The 23,638-nt window shown below is 58.4% G+C and carries 15 protein-coding genes; 7 read left to right on the top strand and 8 right to left on the bottom strand.

The genetic code is table 11. The features are described 5' to 3' along the window. Nucleotides 1-33: 33 nt before the first annotated feature. From EYC95_RS14355 to EYC95_RS14340, 3 genes are all read right to left on the bottom strand, one after another. Nucleotides 34-408 carry a DUF6124 family protein gene (locus EYC95_RS14355; RefSeq protein ID WP_256656957.1) on the bottom strand — a complete coding sequence of 125 codons (375 nt, stop codon included), beginning with the start codon at nt 406-408 and terminating at the stop codon, nt 34-36. A gap of 486 nt (nt 409-894) precedes the next feature. Next, a complete protein-coding gene (locus EYC95_RS14345) occupies nt 895-3,306 on the bottom strand; it encodes a glucose/quinate/shikimate family membrane-bound PQQ-dependent dehydrogenase (RefSeq protein WP_131060939.1) in 2,412 nt (803 codons plus the stop codon). A gap of 216 nt (nt 3,307-3,522) precedes the next feature. Next, the gene (locus tag EYC95_RS14340; RefSeq protein ID WP_131060938.1) at nt 3,523-4,905 is read right to left on the bottom strand and encodes a carbohydrate porin; all 1,383 of its coding nucleotides are present in this window, start codon (nt 4,903-4,905) and stop codon (nt 3,523-3,525) included. 361 nt (nt 4,906-5,266) lie between these two features. Between EYC95_RS14340 and EYC95_RS14335 the strand changes: the two genes are divergently transcribed. Both EYC95_RS14335 and EYC95_RS14330 read left to right on the top strand, forming a co-directional pair. Continuing rightward, nucleotides 5,267-5,497: a VF530 family DNA-binding protein gene (locus EYC95_RS14335; RefSeq protein ID WP_131060937.1), complete on the top strand. Its 231-nt coding sequence runs from the start codon at nt 5,267-5,269 to the stop codon at nt 5,495-5,497. Nucleotides 5,498-5,499: 2 nt separating this feature from the next. Continuing rightward, nucleotides 5,500-6,153, top strand: coding sequence for a Pr6Pr family membrane protein (locus EYC95_RS14330; protein ID WP_131060936.1), 654 nt, complete (start codon nt 5,500-5,502; stop codon nt 6,151-6,153). Between the two features lie 213 nt (nt 6,154-6,366). Here the strand turns inward: EYC95_RS14330 and EYC95_RS14320 are convergent, their stop codons facing one another. Then, nucleotides 6,367-7,152 (bottom strand): siderophore-interacting protein, encoded by a 786-nt coding sequence (locus EYC95_RS14320; RefSeq protein ID WP_131060934.1) that lies wholly within the window; start codon nt 7,150-7,152, stop codon nt 6,367-6,369. After that, the gene (locus EYC95_RS14315) at nt 7,149-7,727 is read right to left on the bottom strand and encodes a PadR family transcriptional regulator (protein ID WP_131060933.1); all 579 of its coding nucleotides are present in this window, start codon (nt 7,725-7,727) and stop codon (nt 7,149-7,151) included. The genes EYC95_RS14320 and EYC95_RS14315 overlap by 4 nt, the downstream gene beginning before the upstream one ends. 510 nt (nt 7,728-8,237) lie before the next feature. Here EYC95_RS14315 and EYC95_RS14310 point away from each other — a divergent pair. From EYC95_RS14310 to EYC95_RS14290, 5 genes are all read left to right on the top strand, one after another. Continuing rightward, the gene (locus EYC95_RS14310; protein WP_131060932.1) at nt 8,238-8,729 is read left to right on the top strand and encodes a CS1 type fimbrial major subunit; all 492 of its coding nucleotides are present in this window, start codon (nt 8,238-8,240) and stop codon (nt 8,727-8,729) included. A gap of 114 nt (nt 8,730-8,843) precedes the next feature. After that, a complete protein-coding gene (locus tag EYC95_RS14305; RefSeq protein WP_131060931.1) occupies nt 8,844-11,366 on the top strand; it encodes a TcfC E-set like domain-containing protein in 2,523 nt (840 codons plus the stop codon). A gap of 38 nt (nt 11,367-11,404) precedes the next feature. Then, nucleotides 11,405-12,145 carry a molecular chaperone gene (locus EYC95_RS14300; protein WP_131060930.1) on the top strand — a complete coding sequence of 247 codons (741 nt, stop codon included), beginning with the start codon at nt 11,405-11,407 and terminating at the stop codon, nt 12,143-12,145. A gap of 5 nt (nt 12,146-12,150) precedes the next feature. Then, a complete protein-coding gene (locus tag EYC95_RS14295; protein WP_131060929.1) occupies nt 12,151-12,642 on the top strand; it encodes a CS1 type fimbrial major subunit in 492 nt (163 codons plus the stop codon). Nucleotides 12,643-12,712: 70 nt separating this feature from the next. Further along, nucleotides 12,713-13,945 carry a hypothetical protein gene (locus EYC95_RS14290; protein WP_165557460.1) on the top strand — a complete coding sequence of 411 codons (1,233 nt, stop codon included), beginning with the start codon at nt 12,713-12,715 and terminating at the stop codon, nt 13,943-13,945. A gap of 44 nt (nt 13,946-13,989) precedes the next feature. On the opposite strand, the gene EYC95_RS14285 is transcribed toward EYC95_RS14290, so the two are convergent. From EYC95_RS14285 to EYC95_RS14275, 3 genes are all read right to left on the bottom strand, one after another. Then, nucleotides 13,990-18,810: an NEL-type E3 ubiquitin ligase domain-containing protein gene (locus EYC95_RS14285; RefSeq protein ID WP_371928420.1), complete on the bottom strand. Its 4,821-nt coding sequence runs from the start codon at nt 18,808-18,810 to the stop codon at nt 13,990-13,992. Nucleotides 18,811-19,219: 409 nt separating this feature from the next. Then, nucleotides 19,220-22,336 (bottom strand): transglycosylase domain-containing protein, encoded by a 3,117-nt coding sequence (locus EYC95_RS14280; RefSeq protein ID WP_131060926.1) that lies wholly within the window; start codon nt 22,334-22,336, stop codon nt 19,220-19,222. Nucleotides 22,337-22,715: 379 nt separating this feature from the next. Beyond that, on the bottom strand, nt 22,716-23,174 hold the full coding sequence (locus tag EYC95_RS14275; RefSeq protein ID WP_131060925.1) for a transposase: 459 nt from the start codon (nt 23,172-23,174) through the stop codon (nt 22,716-22,718). Nucleotides 23,175-23,638: the final 464 nt, after the last annotated feature.

Below are 23,638 nucleotides of genomic sequence, written 5' to 3'. Positions count from 1 at the left end.
TTTCAATGGCGGGGGATATTTCTGGGTGTGTGTTCAGGGTTTGCTTCTTTTGAACTTGGCTGCCGCCAGCCGAGCTGATTCCTCAGAGGTACACGAAGCCATGACGATCTGTTGAATCGCCATCGCCTTGTGCCGGTGCGGGCCTTCCAGGTAGTCGGCGAAATCACTCGCCATCACACTGGCCTGGGCCAATGACTCGCAAGTATGGGCCAACAGGTCTTCGTCTTTGATGTCCGGTGCAATTACAAACATGGTGCTGGGTTTGCGGATGGCAGGGGATTTGAGGGCGGGGGGGTTGAGGTAGTGATCCAACGCGCGCTCGGCGGCTTCGTTGAGTTTTTTTGAATCGACGGATTCGTAGGGGGAAACGTCGTCGGTATGCGTGGGATTTGGGGTTTCTTTGAACATGGTGAAGCTCCATTCGGGGACAGGGAGTTCGCCACGACTACGACCAAGCAGTTGGGTGGCGAACCGTACGCAGGTTGGTCGACCAGGGAATGGAACCCGGCAGGGCCGAAGCCCTCCCACGCACAGCTCGCCATGAAGCAAGCACGAAAAGTGCGCCATTCTAAACCTGGGCGACCAAACCCGGCCGCTGAATTTGCAGCGACCTCGAAAGCCTATCGTCCGGGCTTCTGACACTACAACCGATAGAACCTGTCGGAATCGTCCTCCCGAACAGCATCCGCTGTAGGACGTTCGCAGTATTTCTCAGGCCAACCTCGGCCAAATGTGGGAGCGGGCTTGCTCGCGAAGGCTGTTTAACATTCAACATGGAAGTCGCCTGAAACACCGCTTTCGCGAGCAAGCCCGCTCCCACATTTTGATTTGCAGCGATGCAAAAAAAGGCGACCCCCTCGCAGGAGTCGCCTTTCCTTTATCTGTCGCTACAATTTATTCCGACAGTTTGTACGCAATCACATAGTCACCTTGCTCGGTGCCCAGCGAACCGTGGCCGCCCGCAACGACCAGCACGTACTGCTTGCCGTCCTTGCCGGTGTAGGTCATCGGCGTGGTTTGCGCGCCGGCTGGCAGGCGGCCTTCCCACAGTTGCTTGCCGTTTTTTACGTCGTAGGCGCGCAGGTACTGGTCGAGCGTGCCGCTCAGGAAGCCAACGCCACCGGCAGTGGTGAAGGGGCCGCCCAGGCTAGGCACGCCCATGCTCAGCGGGATCGGAACCGGAGAGCTGTCGCGCACGGTGCCGTTCTTGTGCTTCCACAGGACTTTCGACGTGGTCAGATCGATTGCCGCCACGTAGCCCCACGCCGGTGCCTGGCACGGCAGGCCCATTGGCGAAAGCAGGGCTTCGAGGACCACGCCATACGGCGCGCCTTTGTTCGGCTGCACGCCTTCGGTTTCGCTTTTACGTGGGCCTTGGGCGGCGATTTCGGCGGCCGGGATCATTTTCGATTTGAACGCCATGTAGCTCGGGTTCACGAAAGCGATCTGACGCACCGGGTCAACCGAAATGCCGCCCCAGTCGAACACGCCGAAGTTGCCTGGGTAAACGATCGAACCCTGCAGCGACGGCGGCGTGAACGGGCCGTCGTAGCGCATGGATTTGAAGTCGATCCGGCAGATCAGTTGGTCGAACGGGGTCACGCCCCACATGTCGCGCTCTTGCAGCGGCGGCGGCATCAGGTTGAGGTCGGATTTCGGTTGGGTCGGCGAGGTGTGATCACCTTCGACAGCGCCTTGCGGAACCGGCACTTCGTTGATTGGCACGATCGCTTTGCCGGTGCTGCGGTCCAGCACGTAGATGCTGCCTTGCTTGGTGGACACGAGTACCGCTGGCTTCACGCCGTCTGCGGTTTTCAGGTCCATCAGGGTTGGCTGGCCACCCACGTCCATGTCCCACAGGTCATGGTGGGTCAACTGCATGTGCCAGCGCACTTTACCGGTGGCGATGTCCAGTGCGGTCAGGCCGGCGGCGTGCAGTTCCGACTCAGGGGTGCGCGCGCCACCGAACTGGTCCGGGGTCTGGTTGCCCATCGGCAGGTAAAGCATGCCGAGTTTTTCGTCGACGGCGAACATGGACCACATGTTCGGCGAGTTGCGGGTGTAGACCTTGCCTTCGGCAATCGGCGTGGTGTCGTCCGGGTTGCCGCTGTCCCAGTTCCACACCAGTTTGCCGGTGTGCACGTCGAACGCGCGGATCACGCCGCTTGGCTCGTCGATGGAAACGTTGTCGGTGACGTGGCCGCCAATCACCACCAGGTCTTTAGTGACGGCTGGAGGCGAGGTGGAGTAGTAACCGCCGGCATTGAAGCCGCCGATGTTGGCGGAGAGATCAACCTGGCCTTTGTTGCCGAAGTCTTCGCACATCTTGCCAGTGTCGGCGTCGAGGGCGATCAGACGGGTGTCGGCCGTTGGCAGGAAGATCCGGCGTGGGCAGACCGTGCTGACCGGCGCAGGGCTGGCGGTGCCCGTCGGGCTCTGCTCGGAAGCGTAAGCGGCGTCATCGTGATACGTCACGCCACGGCAGGTCATGTGCGCCCATCCCTTGAAGTTCGCCGCGTTTTGCGTGGAGAGCTTCGGATCGAAACGCCAGATTTCCTTGCCGGTGTCCGGATCAAGGGCGATCACCTGGCTGTGCGGCGTGCACACGTAGAGCATGCCGTTGACTTTCAACGGGGTGTTTTCGGCGGTGGTTTCGCCCGGGTCGTTCGGCCCAGGCAGGTCGCCGGTGCGATAGGTCCAGGCTGGTACCAGTTTGTTCACGTTTTGCGGGGTGATCTGCGCCAGTGGCGAGTAACGATCGCCATGGGCGCTGCGGCCGTAGGAATTCCAGTCACCGTCGGGCATGGCCGGTGCGATGTTGGTCATGCCCGGCACGCTGTCGCGGTCCAGTTGGCCTTTGATTTCACCCGGGTTGGTGAATTGGCTGGCCAGCGCAGCAACGGCGGCCAGCACCACGGCCACGCTCAGTGCGCCGGTGCCCATCGGCGCAGGACCGGTAATCAGCAGCGGACGGCGCAACCACGGCAGTAGCATGACGAGGCCCAGCGCAAACAACATCGCCAGGCGCGGCACCAGTTGCCACCAATCGAGGCCGACTTCCCACAAGGCCCACACGGTACTGGCGAACAGCACCAGTGCGTAAAGGCCCAGCGCAGCGCGGCGGGCCAGGATCAGCAGCACGCCGGTCAGCGTCAGGCCGATACCGGCCAGCAGGTAATACAGCGAGCCGCCAAGCATGCTCAGCTTGATCCCGCCGACCAGCATGGCCAGGCCCATTAGCAGAAGCAGAATGCCGAGCAGGGTCGGCAGTAGACGGCTTCGACTCAAAGCACCATCAGTGCTCATAGTGTGGTTCTCCGTGACGTTTCAAGTAGTCCCACGCAAGTTCACTGTAGATGACGATCCCGCGTGGGCATGGTTCATATAAAAAACTGGTTGGTTGTCGCGATCCCTGTAGGAGCGAGGCTTGCCCGCGAAGGCGGTTTCACAGTCGACATCAATGTTGAACGTGAGATCGCCTTCGCGGGCAAGCCTCGCTCCTACCGGGTAATGCGGTGGTTGTTAGAACGATGACTGGATCTTGATCCCGCCAATCAACGCGTCATCGACTTTGTCCACGCCACCTGGGTGGCGGATGTATTGCAGGTTCGGGCGCACGGTCAGCCAGTTGGTGACGTGCACGCCGTAATAGAGTTCGGCGCTGTATTCGGTGTCCTGCGGTGGCAGGAACGAGGGGTCGTCGTAGTCGAAGACGGCGCGGGCCTGATTGGTCGCTTCGGCGTTCTTGCGATAGGCCGGGTTGACGTGAACCCGGGCGAGGGCGAACCCGATGTCGTCCTTGGCGCGCGCATCGAACAGGCCTTTGTAGACGACGCCTGCCTGGACATAGTTGTCGATGGCGTTGGTCTTCTTGTCGTGCATCGTGCCGTTGGCGAACACGCTCAAGCCGCGAGAGTTGTCGCTGGCGCGGCTGGTGATTTGTTGCTGAACACCCAGCCAAACGCCGTGCTTGCTCGATGCGCTGCGGTACGCCTCGCCACTCAGGGCTGCCGGCTGGCCATTGCTGTCCTTGTAGGCATCCGTGGCCTTCGCGTTGCTGTAGTAATAACCGGCGCGGTATTCGCCCGGCAGGCCGTTGAGCTTTGGCGACCACACCAGCTCGACCGGCAAAATCGCGCCCTGGGTGCCGCTGCCGCTGAGCTTGAAGCCGTTGTCGCGTTCGAGGTTCGACGGGTTCTGCTCATACGCGCCGACTTGCGCGTACAACTCCGGCGTCAGGTGATATTTCACGCGCATCGCCCACTGGCTGACCGGCCAGTTGTACCAGATACCGCCGACCCAGTTGCCGACCTGCGAACCGCAAAACGCCAGGTTCTGGAAGTCGCAGGGGAAGCTGTTGAAGTCCTCGCCCTCGCCGAAGCGGCCGACCTTGATGTCGAGCTTCTGGTCGAAGAATTTCTGCTGATACCACATCTGCGTCAGGCGCCAGGTTTGCCCACGCCCCCAGACTTCCTGAGCCGAAGTGAAGCCGCCGACGCGCGGGTCGTTGATCCGGTCGTTGCTGATGTTGTTGCCGCTGCGCTCGGTGATGGTCAGCTGAAATTCAGCATCGTCCCAGCCCAGAATCTTCTGCAAGTCCAGATGCGTGCCAAAACCAAACTGGTCGCTGTAGCGCGCGGTGCGATCGTGATCGTAGCCACCGTGCAGATTGCTGCCCATTTCGCCGGTGTAATCGACTTTGAAGTCGTAGCCTTTTTCCGAAAGTTCGGTGCGCGTGCCGTTCCAGTCGCCGAGCATCCAGGGGGATTCGCTATCGAAAGCGGGAGCAGCCTGGGTGCAGGTGGCAAGGCCAAAAGCGCTGAACCCAGCGATCAGGGTCAGGGTTTTTCGACTGGCAATAGCGGTGCAGACAGCGCTGTCTCGCGGAGTTGGGAAATCAGGCATAGAGAAGGAATTCTTGATCTTTTTCTGGGGGAGTGAATCGAAAGCGGCACTTTGTCGCGGGCTGATGAAGCGTTTCAGCTTGACGGGTGCAAGGATAATGTCCTGTTACAAATAGAGAAAGCGCTTTTGCTGACATGGAGCGTTTCGGATTTGGTAACAGTCCGTGGGAAAAAATCGCAGCCTCGTTTCACTCGACAGCTCCTACAGGTGAACGCCAATGTAGGAGCTGTCGAGTGAAACGAGGCTGCGATCTTTTGCGTTTCACCTACATTTAGCTGACAGCACACAGATCGCTTCCCCCCAAGGAAGCCCTCGGCTAAGGTGCGCGGCTTCCCATCCTTACATCGCTCGAAGGCCCGGCATGACCGAACAGAACAACAACCCGCTGCACGGCGTGACGCTGGAGCAAATCCTCAATGCCCTGGTTGAACATTACGAATGGTCGGGGCTGGCCGAGCGCATTGATATCCGCTGCTTCAAGAGTGACCCGAGCATCAAGTCGAGCCTGACGTTCCTGCGCAAAACTCCGTGGGCCAGGGAGAAGGTCGAACACTTGTACGTAAAGCTGATGCGCACCAAGCGCCCGCTCTGAACATGATCAGCCTATCGACGCCAGGTTCTGCCGCGAGGCGTCGTTTTGTTGCGGTGGCCGCAGTGCTGGGCTGGTCGGGGCTGGCGATTCAGCTGTACCTGATTCTGTACTCACGCTGGACGCTGGAAGCCAGTCTGCTGGGTGGGCTGCTGAGCTTTTTCAGTTACTTCACCGTGCTGACCAATACGTTGGTGGCGGTGGTGCTGACCTGTGAGTGGACCCCTCGCGAATCGGCGGCGCGACGCTGGTTTTTGCAGCCGTGGGTCAGCAGCGCGATTGCCGTGAGCATCGTGGTTGTCGGCCTGGCGTATAGCGTGTTACTGCGCCACTTGTGGCACCCCGAAGGCTGGCAGTTGCTGGCGGACGAGCTGATGCATGACGTCATGCCGCTGCTGTTTCTGGCGTATTGGTGGTTGTGTGTGCCCAAAGGCACATTGCGGTTGCGGCATATCGGCCTGTGGGTGATTTATCCGCTGGTGTACTTCGCCTATTCGCTGCTGCGTGGTCACGAGCTGGCGGTTTATCCCTATCCGTTCATTGACGTCGGCACGCTGGGTTATCCACAGGTGTTTGTGAATGCGGGGGGATTGTTGGCGGGGTTTGTTGTGATCGCGTTGTTATTGATCGCCCTTGATAGATGGCGCGCTCCAAAGTGAACACTTGTGGCGAGGGGACTTGTCCCCGTTGGGTTGCGCAGCAGCCCCAAAATCTCGGCAGCTGTCGAAGGTTTTGGGGAGCGCTTCGCACTCCAACGGGGACAAGTCCCCTCGCCACAGAAGCGCCTCAGTACAGAGTTCTCCTTGCCTCAGAAAACCCTTTGCCACAAAGCCCCCTCACCACAGGAAACTTGGCAGCCACAAGAGCTGCGGTCATTCCTCGTCGCTGTCATCCAGGCGCCAGTAACCCACGGCTTTGACAAATTGCTCGTTCAAACCGTGCTCATCAAGCAAAACTCGGCGGATCTGCCGTGACACCTTGGTCTCGGTCGCCACCCACGCATACAGATTGCCGCTCGGCACGTGCAGTTGCTTCACGGTGGTCAGCAAATTGTCTTTGTCGCCCTCGCGCAAGACCCAGATCACATTGACCTGTGCGGCGCTTTCCAGTCGCTGCTGCTCGGCGCCGTTCTCCACTTCCACAATCACCAACGCACGCCGATTGGCCGCCAGACCTTCGAGCCGACGGGCGATGGCGGGCAGGGCGGTTTCGTCGCCGATCAACAAGTAGCTGTCGAACATGTCCGGCACAATCATCGAGCCGCGTGGCCCGCCGATGTGCAGGAACTGGCCAGGTTTGGCCTGCTCGGCCCAGGTCGCGGCGGGGCCGTCGCCGTGCAGGACGAAATCGATGTCCAGTTCCAGGGCATCGAGGTCGTAACGACGGGGCGTGTAGTCGCGCATTGCGGGCATCGGCCCGTTGTCTTTACCGGCGCCGAGCACCAGTGTTTCCAGTGCCGCGTGTTCCGCCGCGTTTTGTGGGAACAGCAGTTTGACGTGGTCGTCCGTACCGAGGCTGACGAAACCGGCCAGTTCCGGGCCGCCCAGGGTAACCCGGCGCATCCGCGGGGTCAGGTCGACCACGCGCAGCACTTCCAGGCGACGGCGTTTGATCTCATGCATGACACGGTGAATGGATTGCACGATCACTTCAGTCATTCGGCTTTCTCCTGAACGGGTTGAACGGCAGGGCCATCGACGATGGCTTTGGCGGTGTTATTGAGCAGGTCGCGAACCCGCAGGATTTCTTCGGGGCTCCAGCGGCCGTGGTGCATTTGCAAGGCGTGACGCAAGTTGTGCACAGCCTCGTGGATCTCGGCCGGACGATCATGGCCGCGCAATGAGCGCTTGCTGACCTCGATGCGCATCCGCACGCCGTCCAGCGCAATCGCCTGCTCGGTCAACGACAGACGTCCGGCGTCGGTGATGCTGTAGCGTTTTTTGCCGCCCTCGGCGTCGCCCAGAATCATTTCGCTTTCTTCGAGAAAGGTCAGGGTCGGGTAGATCACGCCGGGGCTGGGGCTGTAGGCGCCGTCGAACATGCTTTCGATCTGGCGGATCAAGTCATAGCCATGGCAGGGCTGCTCAGCGATCAAAGCCAACAGCAGCAGTTTCAGGTCACCGGGGGCGAACACCCGGGGACCGCGTCCACCTCGTTCACGGCCGGGGCCTGGGCGTTTTTCGAAGCTATCGCGGCTGTCGCTGTGGTCTCGATGGGAATGATGGTCTCTCATTTTGCGTCTTCTCTCGTCGTGTTTAGATACAACTTAAGATATATCTTTAGGTCTGCGCAAGCGTTCTGGACCAACGGTCGGCCTCGGGCGCCGCTTGAGGGCCAGGCGCAATCAGCGACGAGGAAGGATGCATGGGTTGCTCTTTTAGAGTAATTAAACTAATTATAGAAGTTCATGGGTTGGTAATTAATCCACCCGCATGACATAAGTAGTCTCGGTCTTACGGAAGTTTGATTGGTTCTTGTCTGTGTGCTTTTTAAGTTAAAACTGTGTGTAGTATTTATCTGAGGGTCAAACAATCTAATTAGTGATTTTCCAACTTTTTTCCTGCTGTTCGAAAGCCATTGTTACTACATGTTCTTCGGAAGTTGCGTACTTACTTTCTCAAGGGATTGGACGATCATTCTCCGGCGTCGAAAGTTAAGTGAAATCGCCAACACAGGAGTGAATGGCGATGGCTTGTTCAGACTTTCCTCGGTCCAATCCTTTGAAAAAAACAGGTACTCAATAATGTTCAAGAAGCTTGCAATCGCCGTTCCGATGACCCTCCTGGCCCTGAGCGCTTCGATGGCGTTCGCTGCGGAAGAATCGCGCACCTCCATCAACATTACCGCTGAAATCCCGAGCAAGGTTTTCCACGCTCAGCCTGTAGACAAAGACTTCGGAAAAGACGAGAAAATGCAGTACGTCGTAGGGACTGGCGTCCTGTCGGAGGTCCGCGGTACCTTTGATATTCAACACACCAATGGCTCGGTAGGCGCATACGTTGTCGGCGGTCCTACGCCGCTGTTCAACGGTAATGCGACCTTGAACATACCTCTGACTTACACCTTCAACGGTAAGGAATTGACCGCCGATTCTCAGGAAGTGGTTGGTGACGTCGAGTCCAACGGTGGTATGCGCGCAGACCTGGTCATTACTGCCGCTAAACCGGGCAACAATCAGGTCGGTGTCTACACCGCCAACCCGGTCGTCATGTTTGATGCCATTCCGCGCATCTAAACCAAAGCGCGTTCTGTAAGTAAGTTCTGTCTTACTTGGCAACGTTCACCGATCGATAGGGTTTCGCCCCTGTCGATCGGGTTTCAACGAATTTATCTTTAGAGTATTTCGTTCATGTTCCCGATGACTCCCATCGCGACGGCGCTTGCCCTATGTTTTTGTGCAACTGCCCTGGCCACGCCAGCGGATAACGGTACTACACCGCGAAGTCTGCTGGCGCAGGCAAAGGGTTTGCCGAGCGAGTTCGAAGAGCATTTCTTTGATGTGCCGCTGGCGGTGCGCGTGGAACTTGATCAACAGTTTCTCGGTGAGGCGATGGTCGTGCTGACCCGCGACGATCGCATCACCCTCGTTGACTTCTCCGATGTCAGCGACAGCACGATCAAGCCCAGTGAACGTGACATCTGGGCCAATTATCTGAAACAAGGCGTGGTGCTGGGTACCTGTCAGGCCAACTGCCCCGAACAATTGCTGGCGGTCCACTACAGCCTGGAAAACTCCCTGGTGTCGATCCTCACAGAAAACGCTGAGCGCGATGATCAAGTGCAGCTGTATTACAACCAGCCCGAAGGTGGCAGCACCGGGTTGATCGTGCGCAACCAGCTGAACCTTAATGGCGGCCAGAACCAGGACCTCGGTGGTCGTTACGGTCTGGAAGCCAGCAGCAGCCTCGGTAACTGGACCCAAGCCGTCAATTTGCAGCTGTCCCGCCTGGGCGGTGTGGACAACCAGACCTATCACGCCGTGCATGAGCTCTTCACCCAGCGCGAACTGCAAGGCAGCTTTCTGCGGCTGGGCTTATTCACACCCAACTCGGAAGGCCTGACCCGTCAGCCGCGCTCATTTGGCGCCAGCCCCGACACCGCAGTGGGCGTCATGTACGGCAGCTCCGACAGCCTGGCCATCAGCAACCCGAAACCGGCGGTCTACCCGATCTACGTCACGGCCAATCGCCAGGGCTCGGTGGAAATCTACCGCGACGGTTTGCTGATCAACACGCAGGCGATGCCGGCCGGTTTGCAGACCCTCGATACGCGGCCATTGCCCGGTGGCATCTATGAAGTGGAAGTGCGCCTGATCGAAGACGGCCAGATCACCTCCAGCACTCAGGAACTGGTCTACAAACCCAACAACTGGCGCAATCATGACGAGCGCTGGCGCTACAACCTGTTCGCCGGGCGTGAATCGAAAGTGCTCAGCAACTGGGATGAGCAGGCCGACGGCGACATGACCGCCGGTGCCGCCTTCAACTTCCTGTTGCACCCGCGGGTGATCCTCGGCCTGTCGGGTCGACAGGTCAAAGACACCCTGCAATACGGCACATCGGTCGACTGGGCCATCGTCAATAACGCCAGCGTCTATGCCAACGTCTATCAAACGCAGGACTACGGCACCGGCCTCGACGTGCAGGGGCTCTATTCCTACGGCAGCGGCAGCATCGTCGCCAGCCATAACCGCAGTTGGCTCGACACTACGCGACTCTACGACACCCTGCCCGACGGCACGCGAGTGCGGCAGCGCAACGTGTTTATCGGCCAGACCAGCAACTCTTCCTTGTCGGTGAATCATCGACTCACCAGCAAAAGTTCGGTCAACGCTCGGGTGTCCCACAGCGAAGGCAATACCGAAGGTGTCGGCGTTGATTTGGGTTGGAGCCAACGCACGCAACTGTTCGGCAGCGACGCCAATTGGCGTTTGTCGCTGTTCGACAGGCCGGGCAGTTTCAGCTCCGGAGATGATCGAAATCGTGGCCTTGATTTGAGCGTGAACATCGCGCTGGGCGGTCCGGGAGAACAACTGTCCGGCAGCATCGGCACCCGCACCGATCGCGACGGCGGGCGGGATAACAATGCCTCGATCACCTACCGCAAAAGTTTGCAGGACCACCTGCTGCAAAGCGTTTCCGCCACGGCGATCACCGACACCTATGGCATCGGTTTGAACGCGCTGGCGACGATGCAATCGGACCTGGTCAACGGCGACGGCTTTATTCAGCGCTCGTCCTACAACAACGACCTCACCGGCGGCCTGAACCTTGACAGCACTGTGGCGGTTGGCGGGCAAAAAATGATCATGACCAGCCAATACCAGCGCGACGGTGCGGGCATGATCATCGATGTCGAATCGGACATCGACGACATTACCCTGCGCGCCGACGATTTGAGCGGCGGCAGTGCGGTACTCAAGCCCGGGCGCAATTTCGTACCGATCACGGCTTACAAAAGCAGCTCCGTCAGTTTCGATTTCGAAGGCAATCACGTCCCCGCCGCGACCATCCAGCCGGCCCGTTCCAGCTATCACCTGAACAAGGGCGGCGTGGATTATCGGCAGATTCGTGTGATGCGAACCCTCACCGTACTCGGCCGCCTGATCGACCCCCAGGGCAACCCGCTCAAGGGCCATCACATCATCAACCACGCCAGTCGCGGGGTGAGTGAGGTGGACGGCTTCTTCTCCATGGAAATGAACGCCGGCTCACCGACCCTGGAAGTGCGCTACGGCAATCAGTTGCTGTGCCAGTTCCGACTCGATCCGAGCAGCGGTCGCACGGAAAACAATGTGCTGATGATCGGCGATCTGCGTTGCACGCCGGACACATTGGCGGACCTGACGCTTGAGACGCCGACGGCAGGCTGAGGCCCGGCGAAACGCATTTTTCTATGAGGTAAATGACGATGAAACGTCGGTTGGCACTGATTGGTTTTTGTTTGTTCACCCAGACGGCGCACGCCGGGCCGAGCATCAACATCGGCTCGGTTTACGACTACCTGGACGGCGACAAAAGTACGTTCTTGAAACGCGTCTTCAACGGTGGTGACAGCACCGCCTTCGTCAAGGTCAACATCCTTGAAATCCTTTACGACGCTGAAGGCAAATCCCAGGAAGTGCCGCTCAAATCCAGTGCCGACGGCACCGCCCGGGATGGCTTGATGGCCAGCCCGGCGCGGCTGATCGTGCCCGCCAGTGGCATGCAAGGCACGCGCTTGCTGTACATGGGCGAACGCGACAAAGAGCGTTATTTTCGTGTGCGTTTCGTGCCGGTGGTGCCCGAGAAAGAAGACGAATTCGCGGTCTCCGTTGAAGACCGTGAGGCATACAAGAAAACCCTCTCCGCCGGGGTCACGGTGCTGGCCGGTTATGGCGCGGTGTTTTTCGTCCGGCCCAAGGACACGCGTTACGCCAGCGTGATCGAAAACGATGCGGCCAGGTACCGGATCCGCAACAACGGCAACACCGTGGTGGTGATCGATGAGTTCAAGGATTGCTCGGTCAAGAACGAGCAGGACTGCCAGCCAACCACCAAGCATCACATCCTGGCAGGGCGCAGTTTCGAGTTCGAGAAACAGGCCGGTCGCGAGTATCGCTTCACTTTGGTTGAAGGCGCGAGCAGCAAGAAACTCGATGTGAAAGGCTGATGACCATGTTCAGAAAACTCACGGTTCTGATGGTGTTGGCAGTGGCCTGCCATTCAGCGTTTGCCGCCCGCGAAGTGCAGCACTTCGAAGTGTTCGTGACGATCCCGAGCCAGGCGTTCTACGTCATTCCCGCAGATCCCGACTGGATTCACCGTGAACAGCCATTGCCGTGGAATCTGGCGACCTCGACCCTGGGTGGCTTGCGCAAGTATTTCGATGTGAAGAATGAAGCCGGCTCCATCGAAGCCCGCCTTGAGGGCAGGCCCTACTTGTCCAACGGGACGGATGCCCATGACATTGGTTTGCGTGTCACGTTCAACGACAAGTTGTTAAGCGAGGGGGAAAGCCGCGAGGTGGTTTCGCTGAGCGAAGCGGCGCAGGGCAAGCGGGTTTTACTGCAAATCGTGCCGGTGCCACCTGCCGATGGGGTTTATAAGCCCGGTAACTATTTTGGCAGCGTCAACATGGTTTTCAACGCGGTGTTGCCGGGAGAGTGAAGCCAGGAGGGATCAGCCATTCATGATTTAAGGAGAATCGATGAATTTTTCAGTTGGACGATTATTTCAAATGCCGGGTGGCTGTGCAGTGATCAGCCTGATGTTCGCTGTGTTTTCACTGCCTGTGCAGGCGGCAGTCCTGGAGATTGAAGCGGAATTCGTGCCGGATTCGGCAAAGCCGCAGAAAAATGAATTCGTCAACAAGACGCCTTCGGAGGGGTTTTGTCGGCAGGTCCCGGCGGCCTGTGAGCCTTTTGGACTTTTCAGTCTCGGTGCGCCCATTGCTTTCACGGCCAATGCGCCGATTCTGGCCAATCATGCCGACCCTCGCCAAGGCGGTATGGCCAAGGTTCCCTCAGCGTGGAGAGAAGTACGTGTTACGCATGAATCGGGAGATTCAAAAGTGCTTTCCGTTCGGATCGGAGGTATTGGTCACGAAGCACAAGTTCCACGCCCCGTTACCGAATTGACCGGGGGCGGGTACTGGGATCAACTTTGGGCAGGAGGGGGCTGGGCCTACGCCCCGAGTCCTTGCCAGGGTGTGGGTTGGTATTCCCATGGTCCCAGGGGTTACAACAGTTTCTGGAGAGTTCCGGTTGGTGCTGGCGTGTGCAGCAAAAAGGCACTTTTCGACATCCCGATGTCCTTCCGGTATCTGTACTTCGTTTTCGCCTATGAACTGCGCACACCCGATCCGCTGAACATGGTCGCGGGCAAATACAACGGTTCGATTACCTACAGGGTCGGTCCTCATCAGGATTTCGACATGGGTGATGTCATGATTCCGGCTGACAATCAACTGACCCTCAATTTCTCCCTGGATGTTCGGCACACCCTCAAGGTCGAGATACCGCCGGGTGGCAATCGCGTTGAACTGGTCCCGCAGGGCGGTTGGCAAGCCTGGCTGACGCAGGGGCGCAAGCCGACACGGTTGTTTCGGGATCAGACGTTCAATGTGTCTTCGTCGAGTCGCTTCAAGATGAGCCTGGACTGCCAGTACAGCCTGGATGGCAACCGCTGCTCGGTGCGCGATCCGGTTTCAGGTCATGTCGTGCCACTCGACGTCAGCCTGACTCTGCCCAATGGTCTGGTGGATGCCGCCGCTCAACCGGTCAGTCGTCGACCGTTGCGGCGCGACGGCAGTGGCACTGAGCTTTTCCAGCCGCGCTTTTATGTCGATCGCAAGCCCGGAACGTTGCACTTCGAGATTGCGCCGGACGAGGTCGACGAAATGCTCAAACCCGGTATCGCCAGATCTTATTCGGGCAATGTAACGGTCATCTGGGATTCGGAAGTGGGTTAAGGGTTGAACCCTGATGCAGCAACGGGTGCATCAGGGTTTGCCGATTACTGCTGTGCGTCTTTTTGCAGCGCTGCGCGGGTCAGCTTCCTGCTCAGCTCTTTTTCTTCGTAGCCCATGTCGTGAAGCAATCGGCCGTAGACCTCATCGGTCATGTCTTGATCGGTAAACACCACACTGTCATCGACACCCAGTCGTCGTGCGAGGTCTAGGAGGCGCTGTTTGAGGGCTCGTCGCTGCGCAATCTGCAGGCCTTTGGAGCTCGCCCAGGCCTGTTGTGCTTCGCGCAACTCCTCCAGCAAGTCGCTCTTGGTTTCGTAAAACCGGGTATTGCGACTGAACTCGTTCGGGTACGTGTCATGCAAGTATTTCTGCCAGAACGGCTGATCGATCATGTCGTTGATCAACCCTTCGCCGGCCTCCATCGACATCACCGTATTGAAGGCGGTGTCGAGGGTTTTGGCGCTCACTTTGGCCAGTGGGCGATGCAGCATCGACTCCGATTGCCACGGTAAACCGAGGCGTTGAGCCAGGCCGGTTTCGTAAGCGAGGTACACCTCCACCTCATCGGGGTTGCCCTCACGGCTGCCGAAATCGGCACGGGCAATGTCATCCACGCGCGCCAGGCGAGCGGCGCCTTTTGCCAGGTTCACCAGTTTGCTTTCCAGGACGGCGTTGGACGTCGATAAGGCATAGGCTTCGGAGGCGAGCACCTTGATGCCCATGTGGTTGAACACCTGAGCCCCGGCATCGGCGCACGTAGTGGGCGCCTTGGCCATTTCGAACAGTTCCTTGCGCAACTCGGTGTCCAGGTCGATGGCTTCGATCATGCGCCATACCCGGCTGCTGAGCTGTTGACGCAAATCACCACCGGCTTTGTAATCGGCCGAGCGTGTCTGTTTCTGGATCAAGGCAAAAAAATCTTCAGAGCCCGGCTCGGTCATCAAATCGTGCCAGGCTTCCTCCCGGAAAGTACCCAGCCCTGAGACCTCGGCACTCCACCAGACAGAGTCGTCGTTCATCGGCCACAGGTTCATCGCGTCTCTTGCAGCGTCGGCGTAGACCTGCTTGGGAGCGATGCCGACTGACCGTCGATATGCCTTGAAAATGACCAGGTTTGCGTCCGAGAGATGCTTTTCGTACAAGCGGGTTCGCGCCACAAGGAAGGCATCCTCCGAGCCGGGCACAACGGTCGGAATCACGCTGATCGGGTTCTCCTGCAAATCCAGAAAGAAGCCACGCGGTCGGCGCTTGCTGGAGGGTCCGAGAAGCCCATCGGGCCAGGTGGTTGCCCCGGTGTTGCTCAAACTCAGGATCCTCAGTTTGGGCATGCGCCCGACGTTCGGGAGCCTGCCCAGTTGCGTGTTGTCATCGAGCCTGAGTGTTTCCATGTGGGTCAGGTTTCGCAGTTGCTCGACGGCCGACGGGGTCAACCTGATGTCGTTGTTCATCAGCCGCAACGTTCGCAGGTAGTGCATCTTGCCGATGGTTTCGGGGAGTCGCGTCAACCCGCAGCTGCGTGCGCTCAGTTGCCGGAGATGAGAAAAGTCACTCAACAGGTTGGAGGAGGTTTCGGAAAAGTTTGTGCGGTCCAGATTCAAGGTGCTGATCTGATCGAGGTAGTGCTTGATGTCCGGCAGTTCCTTCCACCAGCGTTCGAGATCGGGCATATCGAACTCTACGGACAGGTCCAGCGCATAACCGCCGTCGGCAGTGATACTGCGTTCACCAAATACCGTGGGTTTTCTTGAGAAGCAATCGATGAGTCGATCGGCAATATGCAGCCCGCCACCGCGCACGAACCCTTGTCGATCAGGCCCCCACGCGTCAGGTCGCTGGTTTTGCCACCGATGGAGCAGCTTTTGAAGGTCATACAGCTCTCGGTCCAGCCTCGCCAGAGTCTGACGCCCTTGCTCTGGCGAACCCAGGGATCGAACGAAGGTATTGACCTCTCGTTCGTTGAAGTGGGGGTACAAATCCTCCACCCGTTGGATGAGTGTGGCGCCGGTGGTCGAAAAACCGGGGCCGCGCAGCAGCGTCATGTCTTCATGGTTCGCCACCGGACGGATCGGTGGTGCGGCGAGCGCGGTGCGGCGCTGCGCAGGTGTCTCGGTCTTTGCCATCACCCATTGCTTGAAAAATTCACCCTGGCCCGGCCGATAACCCAGCTGCGCTCGTTTGTTTTTCGGCAAAGCGTTGAGGACGGCTTCATAAAAATCAGCGGCGTCGTGCAGTTTGTGGTTGTCGGCGTCCCAGACTTCAAACAGGTTCCCCTCATCCTTGACCAGCATCCGAACCGTCGACGCGTCCTGCGCACCCACACTGCTGCGCAAGGGGCCAGCATCGCTGCCTTCGCGAACCTCGATGCGCAATTGCGCGAACGTGTCGGTATGAATCCTCAGTGCGTTCAGCACCAGGCGTTCGGTTTCCGCCACCCACTGCGCGCCGTCGTGAAAACCTTCATAGGCATGGTTCGTCCGGACTTCGAAGGCGGCGTCACGCGCACGGCTTTTGAGGCTCAACGGTAGGCGCTGCTCCTGGTTCATGCGCTTGAGGTCGGCCGCGTCGGCATTGTTGAGCAGCTTCTGTGCCGCACGTGTTGGCAGCTCGGGAAATGTCTGGCGAATGAGTCGGATCTGAGGATCGTCGGACGCTTGCGCACCGTGGTAAAGCTGATTGACGATGTCAGCGCTCAGTCGATTGGCTTCGTCCGCCAGTCGATCACGCAACGCTTGCACCCGTTCACTTTTGGCGGTTGACCGACCGAGCATGGCTTGCCGCTCGTCTTCGCTGAGAAACTCGACAAGGCGCGGCGCAAATTGCTCGCTCATCAGGTTGGACAAACTGGTGGACAGCGTCTGCTCGTCGGTTGCATCGGCATTGCCATACTGGCGGAACCGGCCGGTCCTGTCGGCGTTTTCGTAGACCTTCAGGGCTTTGTCCGCGGGCCAGCCGTCCAGGTAAGTCGCCAGCGGTTCAAACCAGTAGGACGACGGATCCAGGGGCAAACCTGATCGGATTTTTTCAATGGCCTGGCGGGTCTGGCGCTGATTTTTCAAGCGGGTGAGGCTGTCATCCAGTAACGGTGGCGGGGCCGTGTTGTCGACGTACATCCGGCGCAGCGCAGCGTCGTCGGTGCCGCTGGCGATACGAACGTCTTCGAGTTCTGCGTCGCTGAAGCCGTCCACGGAGTGGCCCAGACGCCGCATTAATGTCGGGCGTTCCCATACGCGCGGGTTTTCGGCTTCGTGGGTCCAGGCGCCGCGGCCGTTGTGTTTCAACTCGGGTAAATAAGCAGTGTCGCGATGGGGGTGTTTGACGCGGTAGTCACCGGTTTGCGGGTCCTTTTGCACGGCGTAGTGCTTGTCATCCAGTGGCAGAATGTCCTGGCCTTCGTGGGCGTGAAACCCCTGCGCGTCTGGGCTGGAATCAGCCGGTAACTTCACATCGGGTAGCTCGTAAGGTGTGAGGTCGGGATGCCACAGACGAGGTTCGCCATTGGGCAGTGTCACCGGTTTCATGCCTTCGATCAGCGGCGACAGTTTCAGGCGTGCAAGCTCACCGATCTTCGCGCCGGCGGCAAACGCCACCAGCGAAAGAAAGTCTGTGACTGCTCCGGTAATATGCTCGGCGGCTTCGGTCCACAGCCCCAATGCCATGTCGACGATGCCTTCGAGGACGTCGCTGGTCATCTGATACACGGAGTAGACCATCATCAATTCACCCAGCCCCGGAACGAACGGCGTGACCACCATCAGGGCGATGTTGAAGAGGTCCGAGGCTATTTTCTTGAAGTTCTCCCACCAGGCCCATCGGGCATCGGTATCGGCATCGGCGGTGGACACGGCGATGTGTCGGGCGTCGTTGAAAACCTTGTTGAGCTTTTGCTGAAAGAGGTACTCCCAGAGTTCGCCGGGAATCGGTGCGGCTTTGAAATGCAGGCTAGGATGGGTGACGGCAACTTCCCGCCAGCTCGGCCCTTGCTCCAATGGCTCTTTCTGATGCCATTTCACTTCGAACAGGCGTTGTTGCAGCCCGCCGAAAAAATGCCCTCGGTCTGATTGATCGACGAACCGGCTGAAGAATTGCTGGTAGGTCATGCCGGTGGACGACACGATTTCGTTGTCGCGTAGCTGACGCGTCAGTTCATCCATGAAAGCGACGGTCGAGGGGTACTCTTTCAGTGGGTGCTCAGGGTCTTGCGGGACGTAGACAATCACCGGTGTCACGTCACGGATGCGTTGTTCCGGCATGGGCGTGATCAACACGATTCCGGTCAGCAAGCTGTCAAGGATGGACAATTCTGCGAATTGCATCACCCGGCCTTTACGGGTGAGATTGCGCTGACCATCGAGCATCTTCAGGACGAGGTCGCTGGCATCGGCATCGATGTCGCCCGTCAGAACGGCCAGTTGAGCGGCCGCTTTGAACGCGGCTTTCTCGCTCTCGACGATTTTGAGTTTCAAGTAACCCAGGGCGAGGCCGTCACTGGGCAGCAACTGCTCTTCGAGGTATTTCTTATAGCGCGCGCCAATGTCCAGCTGGCGACACAGGGTCTGAAACTGCGCGATGGACATTTTGCGTTTGATCGGCAGGATATCGAAGTGCCCACGCGCATCGGGCTGGCTGATGAAGTTCGAGTCTGCCTCGCAGGTCTCGTGGCTCGCGAAGTTGTGCAGGGCCGCATCCAGCAGTGAAACGGTTCGGGTCACCACACCGCCGAGATCGCTGGCATACCAGGGCAGCTTTTTCGGTAGATAGAGATACAAACAAGTTGTCGTTACATCGACGTCGACCCCGAACTGTTTCAGTAACGCCTCGGTCAGTAACGGTTCGGCGAACTCATACACGCCTTGTACTTTATCCATTACCCGGTCGACTGCGTTTTGAGCGGACCAGAGTTCAAGGTTGGCGTCTTGTAACGGCGTGTGATCGAAATCTTTTGTGGTCTGTACCCAATGCCCTGAAGCCGTTTGTGTGAGGCTCAGTTCCCGAATCCGTTGCAGTGATGCGCCTTTGAACGTTGGGTTGATTCGGCTGTTGATGAACCCGTAGTGGCGACCTTTATTGTTATCGGCCCCGGGTGTCGGTAGCGCTGATATACGTCCGTGTAAGTCAGTCATGCTTTTAATAAACCTTGAGCGTTAAGTGGAGTGACCAGCCTAACGCCCGGGGCTCAAAGTAAAAGTCTCAATTACAGCTGCTAAATAAGTGTTCGTCCTCGTAAAGCATTGGAATTTTCAATGCCGAAAACAATTAATTACCGCCATTGTTTTATCAGCGTCGCGCTACCTCCACCGGCAGACATTGCGTATGCGTCCCCGGTTGCAGATACGGCGTGAGAATCGGTGCCATGCCCTTGAGTACCTGCACGGGCAGCGCCGAGGTGAACTTGAAGGCTTCGGCGGTGCGCCCCGGTACGAAGGCGGTCAGCGTTCCGAAGTGGTTGTCACCGATGAAAAACACGAAGGTGGCCGTGCGGTTGATCGACTTCGAACTCAGGATCCGCCCGCCGGAACCAATGGCTTCGATGCGGTTATCCCCGGTCCCGGTCTTGCCGCCCATGGCCAATGGTTTGCCATCGGGTGTGATGAAACTGCCGGAAACACGTTTGGCCGTACCGGCATCCACCACTTGCGACAGGGCCTCGCGCATGGCCGTGGCGACTTCGGACGGCATCACCCGTTTACCGGCGTCCGGGTCGTTGATCAGTTTGGTTTCGTACGGCGTATTGGCCGCGAAGTGCAGGGTGTCGATGCGCAATGTCGGCATGCGCACACCGTCGTTGAGGATGGTGCCGATCAACTCGCCCAGCGCCGCAGGACGGTCGCCGGAGCTGCCGATGGCAGTGGCCAGCGACGGCACCAGGTGATCGAACGGGTAACCGACTTTCTGCCAGCGCTGATGAATGTCGAGGAAGGCTTCGATCTCCAGCATGGTGCGGATACGGCTGTCGCGGGCGCCCTTGTGACGACTCTTGAACAGCCAGCTGTAGACTTCCTGACGCTCGAAATGGCTGGCCTTGACGATCTGGCTCCATTTCGCATCCGGGTTATTCAGCAGGTAGCCCATCAGCCACAGGTCCAGCGGGTGAACCTTGGCGATGAAGCCCTGATCCGGCAGGTCGTAGGCGCCGGGGCTGTAATTTTCGTAGAGCCGTTGCAGGCGTTCGTCGGTGAGTTTTTCGGTGAGCTTCGCGCCTTTGAGGTGCGAGCGCACGAAGGTGTTGAAGCTTTCCTGGCTGGCCTGCGGCAGCAAATAACGATGCACCGCCGCCATACGAATCGGGGTCGGGCGCATGCTGTCGAGGAAGGTATCGAGCCGCGCCTGGGTGTCCTTGTTTTTGTACTTCTTCCAGAACTTGAGCAGGAATGAAGTACCTTCGCGATCGGCGAAATTGGCCAGGTATTCCTGACGCCGCGGGTCACGATCGTCCTTGAGCAATTCGGCGCTGTTGTTGGGGCCGGAATACGTGGTGTAGCGCACCAGGTCACGCATCAGGCGAATGAACGGCAGGTTGATCGATTCCCGCAGGGCATCGCGCAAGGTGGGAATGCGGCCGTTGTCTTCCTTGCGGAAGTTGACGAAGGTGTGCAGCCCGCCGCCGGTGAAAAAGGCTTCGCCGGGGCTGGCGGAATATTTGCGGTCCAGTGCGGCGCCCAGCATGGTCGACAGATTGCGGTCCTTGTTCTGAATCAAGTAATCGACGGCCCAGCGGCTCAGGCGATCCTGATCCGGGACGTCGACTTTCTTCAATTCCGGGACCGTCATTTCGGCGTACTTATCGTGCAGCTCGGCCATGACTTGCAGGTAGGTGGTGAGCACGCGCATTTTCGCGGTAGAGCCCAGTTCCAGCTTGCTGCCTTCGTTGATGTCGAACGGCTGGTCGGTGCTGTCGGTCTGCACCCGCACACGCGCACCGTCCGGTGTCAGTTCAAACAACGTGAAGCTGTAGCGCACTTGGGTGGTGCTGGTGGGGGTGAGCAAGCGTTCGCCCATCAGACCGATTTGGGTCGCAAACGCCGGGTCGGCCAGGTGCTTGAGGTACTCGGTGGTCTGGGTTTGCAAATCGCCTTGCAGGGTGCTGGTGGCGGAGAGGTCGAGGCGGTCGAGATCGTACAGGGGACGATTGAGCAGCCCGCCCAAGCGGCTGCGCGCCACGCTGATGCCTTTGTTGGTTTCAATCGGCTGAATGGTCGGCTGGGTTTGCCAGTCGCGATAGATCACTTTGCTGGCCATGGCTGCCGCTGCGAAGGACGCATCGATCACACCATTCGCCGCCAGCAGGCGGATGTGGCTGTCGGTGAGGTCGGCCAGTTCATCATGGCCCTTGGTCAGGTAGTGAGAAGGGCGACGCTGGGCGATCATCAGCGAGAGCATTTCACGCAGGGCCAGACCTTTTTCGGCCATGCTCTTGGGATCCGTGTCGGTGTTGGCCAGCCGTTCGTTGGCCTTGTTGAAGTCGGCCCCGTACCAGACGCGCAACCCTTCGGCCATGCCATGCACTTCACCGTGGCCCGGTACCGCCGACAGCGGCACGCTGTTGAGGTAATCGCGAACCACATTTTGCCGGACCTGCAAGGTTTCGGGGCCCGGTTGATAAGCCCGCACGGTGGCGGAAATCATCTGCCGGATCTTTTCCGCGCCCGACACCGTCAGGCCGTCGGGTGAGTGTCGGTATTTCTCAAGTTGCGTCGCCAGCGTGCTACCGCCCGCCGACTGGCCCGGCAGGTGAATCAGCTTGGCCACCTGGGACCACACCGCCATGCCGAACCGCGGCCAGTCCACAGCGGGGTTGGCCAAGGGCTGACGAGGATCGAGCAAAAAGCGGTTTTCGATAAACAGCAGGCTGCTGACCACCACCGGCGGGATCGCGTCAAAGCTTGAATAGAGTTGTTGCGGGTATTTGTACTGGTACAGCGGTGCCGCACGGCAATCGGTAATCGACAATCCAGCCTGTATTTTTTCCGCGTAGGGCACGAAAAAGCCGTTGTCGGTGTAGTCCATCAGCTTTTGAGAGAAGCGGGTTTGTGACGCAATGACGTAGTCACGCTTGATCAAACGCGGTAGGAATTCATTCAGGGAGCTGTAGCCCAGACGCAGATCGAAAGGGCCAGCGCCTGGATAGCGAATGGCGTCGCTGGGGCCGGGTCTCATTTCATAACTCAGGGACGCGGCGAATTTGCTCACCTCACGGGATTGAAACTTCGAGGTGCGCATCTCCTTGGCGGCAGCGAGCCCCAGGACAATCAGGATAATCAACAGCAACAACCAGAAAGCCCCCCAGCCGTGCTTCGTACGACTGCTAGAGGGTTTTTCAGGTATAGGCGCTTCATCCACACGTTCAGTCGGAACCACAGTTTTACTCGTATCGGTTTGCCATAACGCGCCCATAGTCGACTGATCCATTCACGCAGATTGATCGGACTTGTCTGAAGCTTAGTCGGTGGTTGGCGATGGTGAAAAAATTGTGAACATACAAATTTCGAATTCTCATCGTTAAGTGCCTGTGGAAAGGAGCGTTTGTGGTGCTGGAGCTTTTTGTGACAGGGATTTATGTGGGGAGGGGGATTTTTGTGGCGAGGGGATTTATCCCCGTTGGGCTGCGAAGCGGCCCCAGCGTCTTTTCAGACAGACTAAGTTGTCTGGATTTACGACTGCTTCGCAGCCGAACGGGGATAAATCCCCTCGCCACAAATGCAGGTGTTCGCGCTTAAGTGAACAGCATTACCCTCGCCACGGGGAGTTCGGTAGCCACAGAAGGGGAGTGACGTTACAACCAGCAGGCATCCCAGAGTGGGTAATCACCGATTTTTTCTACCAATCCTGCGCGCAACGGGTTGGCAACAATGTAGCGAGCGAACGGAAGAATTTCTTCTCCATCGCGGATTGCGCGGTCGTGATAGCCGGTTTGCCACAAAGAGCCACTTCGGCCGGTCGTTTTGTTCACTGCCTGGGAGCATCGTGCTTTGGTAGCACTGACGACATCCCCTAATTTGCCATCTTGCAATTGCATCAGCCAATGAAAGTGATCGGGCATAACCACCCAGGCGATTGAGTTCACCAGCCCGGAGTCGTGAACCCGTCGCATTTCTGCAACAAGCAGGCGACCTAATTGCCAGTCAGAGAAAATGGGTTGGCGATCATGGATGACTGCGGTGATGAGATAAGCACGACCGGTTTCGGAGTGTCGGCCCAAGCGCAGACGATGCGAGTTAGGTTGAGTAGGCAATCCATTGCTTCCTTGCAAGACAGTTGAGTGACGCTTTCAGGCTAGTAGGCAGTGATCTGTATCGACGTTGAGACTGTTAAGAGAAATTTCTGATTCTTGTGAAGGATTTGGCGATGAGGACTTTTGTGGCGAGGGGATTTATCCCCGTCGGGTGGCGCAGCCGCTCCAAAACCAGCAATCGCGGTCTATCAGATGTACCGAGTGCAACGGTTTTTACGACTGCTGCGCAGCCGAACGGGGATAAATCCCCTCGCCACGACAGCTATTTCACCAAAAAGGTGTGGGTCGGCCTGGAATGCCTTTGCCAGACACGTCGAACGGTAAATAAGGCCGGAGCAGGGACATGACGATGCACCAATGCTGTGCAATACTCGGCGCCGTTTCAGCTGGTGAAAAATCCTACAAAGCCCAGGTAATGCCCCTCCGCGAACCGGGCTTTTCCCGGGGGTTCTGGCTGAATGTTG

The organism is Pseudomonas sp. BGI-2 (assembly GCF_004310295.1).
In the GTDB taxonomy this organism is placed as follows: Bacteria; Pseudomonadota; Gammaproteobacteria; order Pseudomonadales; family Pseudomonadaceae; genus Aquipseudomonas.
The sequence above is the reverse complement of the archived record's forward strand: the minus strand, read 5'-3'. Positions and strand labels throughout refer to the sequence as shown.